Below are 13,670 nucleotides of genomic sequence, written 5' to 3' on the forward strand. Positions count from 1 at the left end.
GGGACAATCCTCCGGTGGAGTCGCGTCAGGCATGTCGTGCGGCGGGCATCGGCGTGGTCGCCGTCAGCGAGCACACCGGCCCCCCTCGGCTGCATCGGGCGCTTCCGCTGCTCGCCTCACGCCTGGTCGTCAGCCTCGGGCCGCCCATCGACGTCCGCTACGGCGACCACACCCGGCGCGTGCCGGCCGTCGTGACCGGCTTGATGCGGCCCGGCACCGCCACGCCCTCCCTCACCCTGCTCCCCGACCAGCCGATGGTGTACGTCGAGCTGTCGCCCCTGGCCGCCCAGCGCCTGACCGGCGTCCCGGTGGGCGAGGTCGACGCGGGCGGGCTGGACGCCGACCTGCTCCTGCCATGGCTGCGCGACCTGAGAGAGGAACTGGCGGACAGTCCGGCCGGACTGCGGGCCCCGCTCATGCGCCGCCGTCTCCTCGACCGACTGGCCCGGACCTCCCCGCCCCACGTGTCGCCGTACGCCATCGAGGCCCTGCGGATCATCCGGGCCGGGCACGGCGGGGTATCGGTGGAGGACGTCGCCCGGCAGGTGCACCTCAGCCCGCGCCGCCTGCGCCAGGTGATGGGCAGCGCGGTGGGGGTCGGCCCGAAGTTCGCCTCCCGCGTCGCCCGGCTGGCGGCGGCGGCGCACCGCGCGGGGCAGGGGGCCGAGTCCTGGGCCCAGATCGCCGCCGAGAGCGCCTACCACGACCAGAGTCATCTGGTGCGGGACTTCCGGGACCTGATGCGGACCACACCGAGCGGCTGGCTCGCGGAGGAGGGCCGAAATCTACAAGGCCCGCCGCGTCCTGCGCCGCGATCATCGAGCCATGACCACTGAACTGCATCCGAAGCTGCTCGTCTCCGACGCCGACGCCGCGATCGACTTCTACACCGACGCCCTGGGAGTGGCGCCGACCTCGCGCGTCACCGACGACCAGGGACGCGTCGTGCATGCCGAACTGTCCCTGGGCACCACGACCTTCGCGCTGGCGCAGGGCGTCGACGCGTGGGGCTGGCACGACCCGCTGTCGGTGGGCGGTACCCCGGTCCTGCTGATGCTCGACCTCCCCGACCCGGCGGCCGTTGCGGACCGCATGGCACGGCTCGGCGCCGAGATCGTCATCCCTGTCGAGGACCGCCCCTACGGCAAGCGGCAGGGCCGGGTGAGGGACCCCTTCGGGCATCTGTGGGTGCTCAGCTGCGACGTCGTCGCGTGACCGAGGCGTGACGCGTGTGTGACGAGCCGCGGCGGATCGCGGTGGCGGGTCAGTCGACTAACCCGCCACCCGCGTCGGGCAGGCCGTGTCCCAGCAGGCGGTCCGGACGACCCGGCCGCCTTCGCGGCTCCCTACCCTTCCCCCACGATGCGTTCGACCGCTGCCGTCACCAGTTGATCGCGCTCGGCCTCGGTGAAGACGTCCGGCAGGGTGAGTTGCTCGACGATCAGCCAGTTCAGGGTGAGGATCAGGAGTTTTACGGCCATGGCGTCGCCGGGGAATCCGGCGGTCTCGTGGTAGGCGACGTTGGCGTCGACATCGGCGCGCACGCGCTCGGTGAGGACCTTGCGCAGCTCTGGGCGGCGGGTGGCCTCCAGGCGCAGTTCGAGCAGCGCGAGATAGCCGGTGCGGAACGCGGAGACGCGGCCGACGAGCTCCCGCATCAGCTCCACGTACGTCTCCCGGTCGCGGCCGGCCGTCCGCTGGCGGGCGATCGTCGCCTCGTCGGGCTGGAGCCGTTCGTAGACCCTGGCGCCGGCCTGGGTGAGCAGGTCGTCCCGGTTGGCGAAGTAGTTGGAGGCGGTACCGGCGGGGACGGCGGCCTCGGCGTCCACCGCCCGGAACGTCAGGCCCCGCGCGCCCTCTCTGGCCAGCACCTCGATCGCCGAGTCGACTAGGGCGGCGCGCCGCTGGTCGTTCCGTCTGGCCATGGACACCACTCCAGCCGTAGCCCGCTCCAAACCACTGCAAGCAGAGTACTACGTGCGCAGTCATCGCCCTCGGCCCGCACCGGAGGAACTCCCTGGCGGGCGCCTGCGCCTACCCGGACCCGGCTTGACCCTGACACCGTGGCAGGGTGTGCGCTGGGTACAGGAGGTGGTCCCGATCAGCACCCCAGCAAGCACCCCGCCCATCGCCCCGCACCACGCCCGTGTCGCCGAGGCCCTGGGCGCCGAGGACCCGTCGGTCCGGCTCCAGGCCGCCCTGGCGGCCGGCTCGGACCCACACCCCGGGTTCCTGCCGACGCTCGTCGAACGGTGCGCGGCCGAACCGGACTTCTACGTGCGGGACATGCTGTCCTGGGCGCTGACCCGCCTCCCACAGGAGACCGTCCTGCCCCGGCTCCGCCGGGAACTCGGCTCCGAGCGCCCACAGGCCCGCAGCCAGGCGGTGCACACACTGTCCAAGATCGGCGACAGCGGCACCTGGTCCTGGATCGCCCCCGACATGCTGCGGGACACCGACGACGAGGTCGCGCGGACCGCATGGCGTGCTGCCGTGGCCCTCGTCCCCGAGTCCGAGCAGCGGTGCCTCGCCGACGAACTGGTCACGCACCTCGGCCGCGGCGACCGTGAGGTGCGGCTGAGCCTGAGCCGGGCCCTCGCCGACCTCGGCGACGCGTCCGAACCGGCTCTGCGGCAGGCCGCGGCCCACCCCGACCCGGCGGTGGCCGAACACGCCCGCGCCACGGAACTGCTCCGGCAGAACCCCGAGGCCTCTTTCGACACCGCCCTCGACGAGGCGAGACGAGTCGTCGCACTCGGCCCCGGACGGGCCGCCGCCTCCGCCCGGCCGGCGCCGGCCGGCCCGGCGCGAGACGCGGGGGAGAGCACCGCGTGCTGATCGGCGAGGTCGCCCGCCGTTCCGGGGTGAGTCCCCGGATGCTGCGGCACTACGACGCCCTCGGGCTGGTACGGCCGACCGGCCGTACCGTCGGCGGCTACCGCGAGTACTCCCCCGAGGACGTCCGCAGGATCTTCCACGTGGAGAGCCTGCGGTCCCTCGGGCTCTCCCTCAAGCAGATCGGGCGCGCCCTGCAGGACCCGGCGTTCACCCCGTCCGCCCTGGTCGGCGACCTCATCCGGTGGACCGAGGACCGCCTGGAACGGGAGCGGGAACTGCTCGCACGGCTCCGCGCGATCGACGCGTCGACCCCCACCGGCTGGCAGGACGTGCTGCGCGTCGTCGAACTGATGCAGGGGCTCGACTCGCACAGCGCCGCGCGCAGACAACAGGCCGTCCTGTCCCCGCCGGAGGGTGTCCGCGTCCCCGCCGGACTGCTGGCGGAGGCGGTCCTGACCGAGACCGACCCCAACGTGGCGGGCGCCCTGCGCTGGGCGCTGGCCCGATCCGACGGCGGCGGCACCGCCGTGCTGACCGCCGGAATGCGCTCGCGGGACGCCGGCACCCGGCGGCGAGCGGTGCTCGCGCTCGCCGAGCTGCCCGAGACCCCGGCGACGACCGCGGCGCTCACCGGAGCACTGGCGGACGGGGACACCAGGGTGCGCGGACAGGCCGCGGTGGCGCTGGGCAGACGGGGCGTGACCGCTGCCGTGCCGGCACTGGTCGCGATGGTGGTCGAGGGCGACAACGACGTGGAGGCGGCGGACACCCTGAGCACGCTGTCCGAGGACCCCGCGTGCGCGGCCCGGATCACGTCCGCTCTGGTCGACGAGCTGGCAGCGCCCCGAGCCGACTCCGCGCCCCGGATCCGCCTGACCCAGGCCCTCGTCGAGCTGCCGGGGAGAACCGCGCGGCAGGTCCTGCGCCGACTGGCCCACGACGACGACCGCGCCGTCGCCCTCGTCGCCTCGGCGTTCGTAGGCGTCCTCGACAGCGGGCCCGGCGGCGCGGACCGGGCCGTCGAGGACGCCTGAGGGCACCCGCCGCCGAGGTGCCCCGGCACCGTCCCGCCCCCGGACCGCCGCACCGGGCTCGGCGGAACGGAGCAGCGGCGGCCGGGGCGGGGCCGCTCAGGTGAGGATCTCGACGTACCCGTCGGTTCCGTGCACGCGGATGCGCCGGCCGTCCCGGATGCGGCGAGTGGCCCCCTCCACGCCCACGACGGCCGGCAGGCCGTACTCCCGGGCGATCACCGCGCCATGCGTCATCAGCCCGCCCACCTCGGTGACCAGGCCCGCGATGCCCACGAACAGCGGCGACCAACTGGGGTCGGTGTAGGCCGTGACCAGGATGTCCCCGGCCTGGAGATCGGCGTCCGCCATGTCATGGACGACGCGGGCCCGCCCCTCCACGGCCCCGGCGGAGACCGGAAGGCCGAGCAGGGCGCCCGCCGGAGCGTCCGCACGCCGGTACGCCCCGCTGATGGCCTCGCCCTCCGGTGAGCACCCGGGGCGGCGTCAGTGAGCGGTGCGTCCGGAACGCCTCCCTGCGCCGCCGGATCAGCCGTGCGTCCACCCGGCCCGACCTTACGGCCTCGTGGAACTCCTCGAACGTGAGGTGGTAGACGTCCTCCTTCTCGGTGACCACACCGGCCCGCACCAGGCGCTCGGCCTCCGTCAGGAGAGCCTGCCGGTAGAGGAAGTAGCGGCTGACGATGTCGTACTTCGGGTACTCCCGGTATCCGATGAAGGTGCGGACGCGGTGGATCATCCGCTGCGTCTCCTCGGCCTTCCGCTCCCCGTCCGGCAGGGCTCTCAGGCGGGCGAGCACGTCCCGCTCCTTGCTCCGCGCCGCCTCCAGTCCCTGCTCGAAGCGCCGTGCGGCGGCGCCCGCCTCGAAGTTCCGGACGTTGTCGAGGATCGCCGGCACCAGGGCGGTGGGCCGCTCACGCCAACGCGGCCGCGTGATGTCGATCTCGCCCACGCAGCGCATGCCGTACCGGTCGAGGTAGTCCTCGACGGCGGCGCGCGCCGCGGCGCCGCCCGGGAGTTCCGGCAGCCGCGTCAGGAATTCCTCGTCCTCGACGTCCCGCAGGAACGCCACCACCTCCGGATGAGGACGGATCACGTCCGCGACGTCCAGCAGCGCCAGGCCCATCTCCGACGTGATGTTGTCGCGGACGGACAGGGTGAGCGTGTCCGTCGCGTTCTTCTCGCCCAGCCATTCCCGGAGCTTGTCGTTGAGCCACCAGGTGGCCTCCATCCCCGCCATGACGGCCTGGATGCTCAAGGGGTCCACCAGGACCCGCTTGTGCTCCTCGAGGGCCTCCAGCAGGAAGTCGAACAGCTCCGGTCCGCTCTTCGTCCCGATCTCACGCCGCAGAGCGGCGGTGGACGCCTGGCTGCGCCCGATCAGCTCGGTGACGACGGCCGGGTCGGTCGCGACCGGGGCGGGCGCGCCACCGGCCGCGGGCCCGGCGGGCTCCGGGTCCGGGAGCGAGGGCACGAAGCCGTCCCGTTCGAGTACGGTCTCCAACGCGTCCCTGACCAGCGGATCGGACCTGCCCACCAGGTCCAGCAGGCCGGCGCGGCTCGCGGGCGAGGCCAGGCGCCGGGCGGCGTCCACGAACAGCCGCCCGCCGGCCTCGTGCATGGGCGCCATGGCCGTCAGCCGCGCCGGCGAAGGAGGCCGTCGGCAGGTCCTCCGCCGTCGCGCTGGACCGGACCGCGTAGGGAGTCCGCGCGCCGTGCCGGGCGAGCGCTCCGGTGACGGCCGCCGCGAGGTCGCCCGGGACGGGCACGTCCTCGACGGCCCGGCGGACCCGCGCGCTCAGCGCGCGGATCGCCTCCCGGTCGTCCGGGTCCAGGGCGGACAGCCGAGCGAGCTCCTCCTCGACCGACGGTGCCTGCGCCATGATCCGGTGGAAGGCGTCCGTGGTCACGCAGAAGCCCTCGGGCACCCGGGCGCCCTCGACCGCCGACAGCGCGCCCAGGTGCGCGCCCTTGCCGCCGACGACGGCGACCTGCGTCTCGTCGACGTCACCCAGATCCACCACGTACCGCTCGGTTCTCGCCGTAGCTCCCGGGGTGCCGCGTTCCGTCGCACCGGCCCGGACGGCCGGGTCCCCTGTGCCGCCCGCCTCGTCGCATCCGTCGCCGGGCATGTCCTCGTCCGACACGCGCACGTCGTGCCCTCATTTCCGCAGGTTGTGGCTTCGGCCGACGATTGTGCGCCGCGACCGGGGCCTTGCCGCAAGCCCCCCGGTGCGCTATACGTTGAGAGTGGCGAGGAGCGCGTTCTCCTTGCCTTTGTTTTTCCCTTCTCCCTGGTCCGAGGTGCCGCCGCGCCCATGGCCGTGCCGGCCGGACCGTCGCCCCTCGCCCGGCCTCCGTCGACGACCCGACGGAGGCCGGACCGTCGCCCCTCGCCCGGCCTCCGTCGGGTCGGAGGCGTTCCGAGCGTCAGCCCGCCGAACGGGGTCCGCCCGGCCCGCCGTCCAGTTGCCGCGCCAGGTCCGTGAACCCGGTGGCCACCAGGTCGGGCGGTCGCCGCGACGCCGGGTACGGCACCGGCGTGCGACGCACCCAGGCGGTGGCGAGGCCGGCGCGGGCGGCTCCGTCGATGTCCCAGGGGTGGACGGAGACGAGCATCACCGCCCGTGCCTCCGCACCGGCGGCGCGGACCGCGTACGCGTAGGCGTCGGGCGCGGGCTTCCAGCGGCCGCCCGCGCCCTGCACGTCGAGGTGGGTCTCGCAGCGGTCGGCGAGGCCCGCGCGGGTCGGCACGGTGCGGGTGGTGTCGGCCGAGCCGTTGGTGAGGGTCAGCAGCCGGTGGCCGCTCGCGTGCAGGGCTGTGACGCCCTCGCTCACGTCCGGGTGGAGGGGCAGGCCGGGGAGCCCGCCGAGGACGTGTTCGACGGCGCGGTCCGCGTCGTGTCCGGCCGTGCCCTCCTGGGCGAGCAGGGTGCGCAGCGCCTAGCCCGCAACGTCGGCGAAGGAGGCGGGGCCGCCGGCCAGCGTGAGGGCGATGCCGTCGCGCAGCACGCCGGCGAGCCAGGCCGGCAGCACGGCCGCGGGCAGCCCCACGGCCTCCAGGCGGGTGCCGAGGGAGGTGAGGTCGGTGAGCGTCTCGTTGACGTCGAGGACGAGTACGCTCGGACGGCTGTCGACGGGCATGGTCTTCCCTTTTCCCTGCCGTGGACGGTCCCGGAGACCTCGGCCGGCCCCACACCGTCCACCGGAGTCTCCCGGGTTGCCCGTTCACGGCAAGCCTGCCCTCCCGCAGTCCGTGTCGCGCGGCCACGCCGTTTCACCCCGGCGGGCGGCGGATACTCCCCTCGCCTCGGACCGCTAGAAGGAGGCAGCGAGATGGAACACCTGGGACAGCGAGTATGGGCCATCCCCGAGGGGTTCGTGCCCGGGGCCAGCACCGGACCCGCGTCGATGACCAGCCACGAGACGGCGTGCATCCTCAACACCGGTGACGCGGACGCGCATGTGGAGATCACCCTGTTCTTCCCCGACCGGGAACCCGCGGGCCCCTACCACGTCACCGTGCCGGCCCGCCGGACCCGTCACCAGCGGTTCCGGGAACTCGTCGACGACGGTGCGCTGCCCACCGACGCGGACTACGCCTCCGTACTCGTCAGCGACGTGCCGGTGGTCGTCCAGCACACCCGGCTGGACAGCAGGCAGCCGGCGAACGCGCTGCTGTCGACCATCGCCTTCGCCGCACGCTGACCACCGGGCGGTCAGCGTGCGGCGACCGACCCGGCCCTGGAGTGAGACATGTGGAGACGAGGCAAGGCTGCCGCCCGCCGCAGGACACCCGTCGCACTGGAACTCTGCGACCTGTGCGGCACGGTCTTCCCCGAGGACGAGGCGGTGAGCGGCTACGTCCCCGACTCGTCCTGCGCCTACGTCAGGCGCCAGTGGTTCGACGGGCTGCGCCGGTTGACCGCCTGCTGCGCGGACCACTTCGAGACCGTGCGGGAGAGGTACCGGCACCGTCCGTTCGTCCCGGAGGAGCTCTGGGCCGCCAAGATCGACTGCGCCTTCACCACCGGTGGCCCGGTGCGCAGCCTGGAGGAACTCGGCTGCCGCACCGGCCTGCACGAACCGGAACTCCGGCGCGGCATCGCCTGGCACAACGAGCGGCTGCGGCAGGTGCGGGAGGACGGGGCCGGGGACGTCTGACACGAGCATCCAGGAGCGGTGGCGACGGCGGCGGAGGCGGTGCCCGACCGACGCCGGACCGGCCTGCGCGGGCCGGGCCGCCTCCGAACGGCGTCCGCCGAAAGGCGGGCGGCGCCGCCGTCGCGTAGACAGAAACCCATGAGCGTTCAGAGCCGGGCAGCGCAGCCCCACGGCGATGCCGCAGGTCCCGGCCGGGGCCGCGCCAGGAGCCGCACGCCGCAGGACGAACTGGTGCATCGCATGGCCGCCTGCGGACCGGGTCCGGAGCGCCGAGCCCTGCGGGAGGCGGTCGTACGCGCCTTCCTGCCGGTCGCCCGGCGGCTGGCGCGCCGCTACGGCTCTCCCGCCGACAGCCGCGAGGACCTCTACCAGGTGGCCTGCCTCGGACTGGTCAAGGCGGTCGACGGCTTCGACCCGGCCCGTGGGCACGACTTCCTCTCGTACGCCGTCCCCACCATCGACGGGGAGCTCAAGCGGCACCTGCGCGACCACACCTGGCACGTGCACGTGCCCCGGCGGATCCAGGAGAAGCACCGTCGGGTGCGCGCTGCCCAGGAGGAACTGCGCCGCGCGGGCCGCGCGGACGGCGGCACCACCCGGGAACTGCGGCAACTCACCGGCCTCGACGAACGGGAGATCGAGCTGGCTCTCCTCGCCGACCAGGCGCGCAACCCGGTCTCGGTGGACGAACTGCGCGGCCCCGAGCGCAGCGTCTCCCTGGCCGACACCATCGGCGCCGACGATCCGGCGCTGGACCGTGTGACCGACAGAGTGGCACTCGGCTCACTCGTGACCACCCTGCCCGAACGGGAGCGCCGGGTGATGCACCTGTACTTCGCAGACGGTCTCACCCAACGCCAGGTCGCCGAACGGGTCGGCGTCTCCCAGATGCACATCTCCCGCCTGCTGTCCCGCGCCTGCGGCACCCTGCGCCGCCACCTCCAGACGGACTGACCAGGACCGGCCGAACCGAGCGGCCCACGGCAACGGCGGCGCTGCGCCGATCTCGTGAACCCCAGCGGTGGATGACCGGTCCGGCCGCTCGGGGCCCCTACGCTGTGCGGCGGCCCGGGGCGGGGCGGGGGCCATGGCGCTCACCGGCGCCCGCGCGTTTGCGATGGGCCCCCGGGGGCTACTCCGCTCCCTGCCGATGCCGCATCGCCGGTCCAGCCAGTGGAGGGTTCATGCCACAGACGCACACGGGCCTGGAGGAGCCCCGCCCCGCCCCGGCCCCCCGGGTCCGCACGGGCGAGACCGTACGGGACTACCTGACCACCACCGACCACAAGAAGATCGGCCACCTGTATCTCGTCACGTCCTTCGGCTTCTTCCTGGTGGCCGGCATCCTCGCGCTGCTCATGCGGGCCGAACTCGCCCGGCCCGGACTGCAGATCGTCACCCGCCACGAGTACAACCAGCTCTTCACCATCCACGGCACCATCATGATGCTGCTGTTCGCCACGCCCACCTTCGCCGGTTTCGCGAACGCCATCATGCCGTTGCAGATCGGCGCGCCCGACGTCGCCTTCCCCCGGCTGAACGCCCTGACGTACTGGCTGTTCCTCTTCGGCGGCCTGACCGTCCTGTCCGGCTTCGCGGTGTCCCACGGGGCGGCGCCCTTCGGCTGGTTCGCCTACGCGCCGCTGACCGACGCGGTGCACACCCCGGGGCACGGCGCCGACCTGTGGATCATGGGGCTGGTGGTCGCGGGGCTCAGCACCACGCTCGGGTCGGTCAACTTCATCGCCACCATCGTGTGTCTGCGGGCGCCGGGCATGACCATGTTCCGGATGCCCATCTTCACCTGGAACATCCTCTTCACCTCGATCCTCGCGCTGCTGGCCTTCCCGGTGCTCACCGCGGCCCTGCTCGCGCTGGAGGCCGACCGCAAGTTCGGCGCGCACATCTACGACCCCGCCAACGGGGGCGCCCTGCTGTGGCAGCACCTGTTCTGGTTCTTCGGCCACCCGGAGGTCTACATCGTGGCGCTGCCGTTCTTCGGCGTGGTCACCGAGGTGATCCCGGTCTTCAGCCGCAAGCCGGTCTTCGGGTACGTCGGCATGGTCGGCGCGACCATCGCCATCACCATGCTGTCGGCCACGGTGTGGGCCCACCACATGTTCGCCACGGGCGGTGTGCTGCTGCCGTTCTTCTCGCTGATGTCCTTCCTGATCGCGGTGCCCACGGGGGTGAAGTTCTTCAACTGGATCGGCACCATGTGGCACGGCAGCGTCTCCTTCGAGACACCGATGCTCTGGTCCTTGGGCTTCCTGGTCACCTTCCTGCTGGGCGGGCTCAGCGGCGTCCTCGTCGCCTCCCCGGCGATGGACTTCCACCTGACGGACACCTACTTCGTCGTCGCCCACCTGCACTACGTGCTCTTCGGGACGATCGTCTTCGCCATGTTCTCCGGCTTCTACTTCTGGTGGCCGAAGATGACTGGCAAGATGCTCGACGAACGCCTGGGGAAGATCCAGTTCTGGACGCTGTTCGCCGGATTCCAGACGACGTTCCTCGTCCAGCACTGGCTCGGCGAGATCGGCATGCCCCGCCGGTACGCCGACTACCTGCCCGCCGACGGCTTCACCACGCTGAACACCATCTCCTCCATCGGCGCCCTCCTGCTGGGGCTTTCGACCCTCCCCTTCCTGTACAACGTCTGGAAGACCGCGAAATACGCGCCGAGGGTCGAGGTGGACGACCCCTGGGGGTACGGCCGTTCACTGGAATGGGCCACCTCCTGCCCGCCGCCCCGCCACAACTTCACGGCCCTGCCGCGCGTCCGGTCCGACTCCCCGGCCTTCGACCTGCGCCACCCCGAGGCGCTCGACCGGCTGAGCCCCGCGGACCGCGGAACCGTCGAACCCACACCCGACACCCTGGGAAAGCAGAGCGAATGAAGTCCGAGGCATATCTCTTCGCGGGCGTCGCCCTCTTCTTCCTCGTCACCGACGCCGCCTACATCTGGTTCGCCCGGGAACCCGCGGGCATCGCCGCACTGACGGTGTCCTTCCTCATGGCGGCGGTCATCGCCTTCTTCGCGCTGATCAACCACCACCGCAAAGGCCCCCGCCCGGAGGACCGTCCGGACGGTGAGATCCAGGAGCGTGCCGGCCGGGTCGACTTCTTCCCGCCGCACAGCACGTACCCGGTCGTCACCGCCGCGGGCGTCACCGTGCTCGCCGTCGGCGTCGTGTACGGCCTGTGGCTCTTCCTGATCGGCTTCGGCGTGCTCGCCGCAGGGGTCTTCGGCATGGTCTTCCAGTACGCGGGCCGCGAGAGCGCCTGACGGGGGCGGTCCCGCCCCGGCACGTCCTCCGCGCGGCCCGCGGCCCGCTTCGTTCTGCGGGCCGCGGGCCGTACCGCGGTGCGGCAACCACCCGCCGATGCGGGGGCGGTACGCCCCGCCCGCTCACTCCTCCTCGGCGGGCCCTCCCGCGACAGGGTCGACCGTGCGGCCCGTGGCCTGGAGGCGCTCCTCGGTGGTGGCGGGGGTCTCGATCCGGTCGCGGGAGTACCAGGAGCTGAGCGAGACCTGGAGACGCCGGCGCAGCGGCGCCCCGGGGCCCGGGTGGCCGAGCGGCCGGGGGACGTCCCGGACCAGCATCCGGTAGCGGCGCGTACGGTCGACGTCCTCGTGGGTCTCCGCCAGGCCCCCGGCGACGTCCTGCAGCACCTCGCCCGTCTCCTCGCCCTCCTCCAGCAGCCGCCGCTCGTGCTTCTGCAGGGCCAGGCAGACCCGACGGGTGAGGAGGTAGGCGAGGACCGGGCCGACGAAGACGGCCACGCGCAGGGCCCAGGTCAGGGAGTTGACGGATACGTCGAACACCACCGCGATCACGTCGTTGCCGCCCGCGACGAGGAGCACCGCGTAGAAGACGATGGCGGCCACCCCGAGCCCCGTGCGGACCGGACGGTCACGCGGTCGGTCGCACAGATGATGCTCCACCAGGTCCCCGGTCACCCACCGCTCGAAGAACGGGTACAGGTACAGCACGGCGAACAGCAGCGCCGGCAGCACGACCGCGGGCAGGAAGACGTTCCACATGATGGTGTGCCCGGCGACGACCGTCTCGGCGGGCGGCATCAGCCGCAGCGCACCCTCCAGGAAGCCGACGTACCAGTCGGGCTGGGCGTCGGTGGACACCTGGTCGGGCCGGTAGGGGCCGTAGTTCCAGACCGGGTTGATCTGCGCGGTGGCCGCCATCAGGGTGATGACGGCGGCCACGACGAGGCTCAGTCCGGTCGACTTGGCGATGAACGAGGGGAACATCGGCTGCCCCACCACATTGCGGTTCGTGCGCCCCGGCACCGCCCACTGGGTGTGCTTCAGATAGACCACCATGATCAGGTGCACGGTGATCAGGGCGATGAGCAGTCCGGGTACGAACAGCACGTGCACGATGTAGAGGCGGTCGATGATCGCGTCCCCGGGGAAGGTACCGCCCCACAGGAACAGACTCAGATACGTCCCGACCACCGGGATGGACAGCACGATGGAGTTGGCCGTGCGCAACCCGGTGCCGGAGAGCAGGTCGTCCGGGAGCGAGTAGCCGGCGAACCCTTCGAGCAGGGCCAGCAGGAACAGCGTCACCCCGATGATCCAGTTGCCCTCGCGCGGGCGGCGGAAGGCGCCGGTGAAGAAGATCCTCAGCATGTGGACGCCGATGGCCGCGACGAACACCAGCGCGGCCCAGTGGTGCATCTGCCGGACCAGCAGACCCCCTCTGACGTCGAAGCTGAGATGGAGCGTGGACTCGTACGCCTTGGAGACCAGCAGGCCCTGGAGGGGTTCGAACGAGCCCCGGTAGGGCACCTCGGCCAGGCTCGGGTCGAAGAACAGGGTCAGATAGCTGCCCGTGAGCACGAGGACCACGAAGCTGTAGAGGGCGATCTCGCCCAGCAGGAAGGACCAGTGGTCGGGGAACGCCTTGCGCAGGAGCTGGGCCGCCAGTTGCGACACCGGCGCGCGCCGGTCGACCGAGACATAACTCCCGAGGGCGGCTTGACGAGCCCTGGCCCGCGTCCGCGCCTTCCGCCGCGTCACCACCATGCCGGCACCACGCTCCTCCGCGTCATCGCCTCGTCTGGCGCCTGCCCGGTCGGGCGCCAGACCAGGGGTACCCCATGGGCCGCCCGGTTCAATCCGCCCGGCCCGCCGCATGGTGCGGGCGCGGCAAGGGCACCTGCCCTGTCAGGCGGAGCGACGCAGGCGACCCGGGAGGCGCAGTGGACGGTCACAGTGGGCTCATCGACGAACTCGCGGCGGACCACCAGCGGATGCAGCGGCTCTTCGACCGGATCCGTGCCGCGCCGCGGGACGGCGACGGCCGCAAGGCCCTGCTGGAACAGCTCAGCACCGCCATGGCCCGCCACTCCGTCGTCACGAGGGAGCACCTCTTCCCCGTCGTGCGCCGGTACGTCCTGGACGGTGACGACTGGGCGGACCGGGATCTGGACCGGCAGGGCCGGATCGCCGAGACGCTGCGCGCGCTGGAGGACCTGGAAGCGGGCGAGGAGCGCTTCGGCACCCTTCTGCTCTCCTTGATCGAGCAGGTCACGGACCATGTCGTCGAGGAGGAACAGCTCCTCTTCCCCCGGTTGCGGGCGATGTGCCCCGCCGACGTGCTCGACGGG

Annotated in this window: 14 protein-coding genes and 1 pseudogene; 10 read left to right on the top strand and 5 right to left on the bottom strand. The window is 72.6% G+C overall.

Features of this window, described 5'->3' with window-relative positions; genetic code table 11:
- The first annotated feature begins 14 nt into the window (after positions 1 to 14).
- Positions 15 to 836 carry a helix-turn-helix domain-containing protein gene (locus AC3ET3_RS32310; protein ID WP_432138131.1) on the top strand — a complete coding sequence of 274 codons (822 nt, stop codon included), beginning with the start codon at positions 15 to 17 and terminating at the stop codon, positions 834 to 836.
- Entirely contained in the window at positions 826 to 1,215 is a 390-nt protein-coding gene (locus AC3ET3_RS32315; RefSeq protein WP_432138132.1) for a VOC family protein, read from the top strand. Before AC3ET3_RS32310 ends, AC3ET3_RS32315 begins: the two co-directional genes overlap by 11 nt.
- A 131-nt stretch (positions 1,216 to 1,346) precedes the next feature.
- On the opposite strand, the gene AC3ET3_RS32320 is transcribed toward AC3ET3_RS32315, so the two are convergent.
- On the bottom strand, positions 1,347 to 1,925 hold the full coding sequence (locus tag AC3ET3_RS32320) for a TetR/AcrR family transcriptional regulator (protein WP_435613403.1): 579 nt from the start codon (positions 1,923 to 1,925) through the stop codon (positions 1,347 to 1,349).
- 124 nt (positions 1,926 to 2,049) lie between these two features.
- On the opposite strand from AC3ET3_RS32320, the gene AC3ET3_RS32325 reads away from it, so the two are divergent.
- Together AC3ET3_RS32325 and AC3ET3_RS32330 are read left to right on the top strand one after the other, a co-directional pair.
- Entirely contained in the window at positions 2,050 to 2,838 is a 789-nt protein-coding gene (locus AC3ET3_RS32325) for a HEAT repeat domain-containing protein (protein ID WP_488191842.1), read from the top strand.
- Complete coding sequence (locus tag AC3ET3_RS32330) at positions 2,832 to 3,872, top strand: MerR family transcriptional regulator (protein ID WP_435613405.1); 1,041 nt, start codon at positions 2,832 to 2,834, stop codon at positions 3,870 to 3,872. Before AC3ET3_RS32325 ends, AC3ET3_RS32330 begins: the two co-directional genes overlap by 7 nt.
- Positions 3,873 to 3,968: 96 nt before the next feature.
- Here the strand turns inward: AC3ET3_RS32330 and AC3ET3_RS32335 are convergent.
- The 3 genes and pseudogenes from AC3ET3_RS32335 to AC3ET3_RS32345 form a co-directional block, all read right to left on the bottom strand.
- A pseudogene (locus AC3ET3_RS32335) lies at positions 3,969 to 5,890 on the bottom strand (PEP/pyruvate-binding domain-containing protein).
- Between the two features lie 409 nt (positions 5,891 to 6,299).
- Positions 6,300 to 6,809 carry an HAD family hydrolase gene (locus AC3ET3_RS32340; RefSeq protein WP_432138204.1) on the bottom strand — a complete coding sequence of 170 codons (510 nt, stop codon included), beginning with the start codon at positions 6,807 to 6,809 and terminating at the stop codon, positions 6,300 to 6,302.
- 3 nt (positions 6,810 to 6,812) lie between these two features.
- Positions 6,813 to 7,013 (bottom strand): HAD family hydrolase, encoded by a 201-nt coding sequence (locus AC3ET3_RS32345; protein ID WP_432138136.1) that lies wholly within the window; start codon positions 7,011 to 7,013, stop codon positions 6,813 to 6,815.
- Between the two features lie 192 nt (positions 7,014 to 7,205).
- Between AC3ET3_RS32345 and AC3ET3_RS32350 the strand changes: the two genes are divergently transcribed.
- From AC3ET3_RS32350 to ctaF, 5 genes are all read left to right on the top strand, one after another.
- Entirely contained in the window at positions 7,206 to 7,577 is a 372-nt protein-coding gene (locus AC3ET3_RS32350; protein WP_432138137.1) for a sensory rhodopsin transducer, read from the top strand.
- A gap of 48 nt (positions 7,578 to 7,625) precedes the next feature.
- Positions 7,626 to 8,033: a hypothetical protein gene (locus tag AC3ET3_RS32355; protein WP_432138138.1), complete on the top strand. Its 408-nt coding sequence runs from the start codon at positions 7,626 to 7,628 to the stop codon at positions 8,031 to 8,033.
- A 138-nt stretch (positions 8,034 to 8,171) separates the two neighbouring features.
- On the top strand, positions 8,172 to 8,987 hold the full coding sequence (locus AC3ET3_RS32360) for a sigma-70 family RNA polymerase sigma factor (RefSeq protein WP_432155285.1): 816 nt from the start codon (positions 8,172 to 8,174) through the stop codon (positions 8,985 to 8,987).
- Between the two features lie 230 nt (positions 8,988 to 9,217).
- Positions 9,218 to 10,933: an aa3-type cytochrome oxidase subunit I gene (gene ctaD, locus AC3ET3_RS32365; RefSeq protein WP_432138140.1), complete on the top strand. Its 1,716-nt coding sequence runs from the start codon at positions 9,218 to 9,220 to the stop codon at positions 10,931 to 10,933.
- The gene (ctaF, locus tag AC3ET3_RS32370; protein WP_432138141.1) at positions 10,930 to 11,322 is read left to right on the top strand and encodes an aa3-type cytochrome oxidase subunit IV; all 393 of its coding nucleotides are present in this window, start codon (positions 10,930 to 10,932) and stop codon (positions 11,320 to 11,322) included. The genes ctaD and ctaF overlap by 4 nt, the downstream gene beginning before the upstream one ends.
- A gap of 123 nt (positions 11,323 to 11,445) precedes the next feature.
- Here the strand turns inward: ctaF and qcrB are convergent, their stop codons facing one another.
- Positions 11,446 to 13,086 carry a cytochrome bc1 complex cytochrome b subunit gene (gene qcrB, locus AC3ET3_RS32375; protein ID WP_435613406.1) on the bottom strand — a complete coding sequence of 547 codons (1,641 nt, stop codon included), beginning with the start codon at positions 13,084 to 13,086 and terminating at the stop codon, positions 11,446 to 11,448.
- Positions 13,087 to 13,262: 176 nt separating this feature from the next.
- Between qcrB and AC3ET3_RS32380 the strand changes: the two genes are divergently transcribed.
- A partial coding sequence (locus AC3ET3_RS32380; RefSeq protein ID WP_435613407.1) for a hemerythrin domain-containing protein occupies positions 13,263 to 13,670 on the top strand: 408 nt, incomplete at its 3' end.

The organism is Streptomyces sp. bgisy159, assembly GCF_057707805.1.

Coding starts and splice junctions, on each gene's coding strand:
- AC3ET3_RS32315 (WP_432138132.1), top strand. CDS start 826: ATGACCACTGAACTGCATCCGAAGCTGCTCGTCTCCGACGCCGACGCC.
- AC3ET3_RS32320 (WP_435613403.1), bottom strand. CDS start 1,925: ATGGCCAGACGGAACGACCAGCGGCGCGCCGCCCTAGTCGACTCGGCG.
- AC3ET3_RS32345 (WP_432138136.1), bottom strand. CDS start 7,013: ATGCCCGTCGACAGCCGTCCGAGCGTACTCGTCCTCGACGTCAACGAG.
- AC3ET3_RS32350 (WP_432138137.1), top strand. CDS start 7,206: ATGGAACACCTGGGACAGCGAGTATGGGCCATCCCCGAGGGGTTCGTG.
- AC3ET3_RS32355 (WP_432138138.1), top strand. CDS start 7,626: ATGTGGAGACGAGGCAAGGCTGCCGCCCGCCGCAGGACACCCGTCGCA.
- AC3ET3_RS32360 (WP_432155285.1), top strand. CDS start 8,172: ATGAGCGTTCAGAGCCGGGCAGCGCAGCCCCACGGCGATGCCGCAGGT.
- ctaD (WP_432138140.1), top strand. CDS start 9,218: ATGCCACAGACGCACACGGGCCTGGAGGAGCCCCGCCCCGCCCCGGCC.
- ctaF (WP_432138141.1), top strand. CDS start 10,930: ATGAAGTCCGAGGCATATCTCTTCGCGGGCGTCGCCCTCTTCTTCCTC.
- qcrB (WP_435613406.1), bottom strand. CDS start 13,086: ATGGTGGTGACGCGGCGGAAGGCGCGGACGCGGGCCAGGGCTCGTCAA.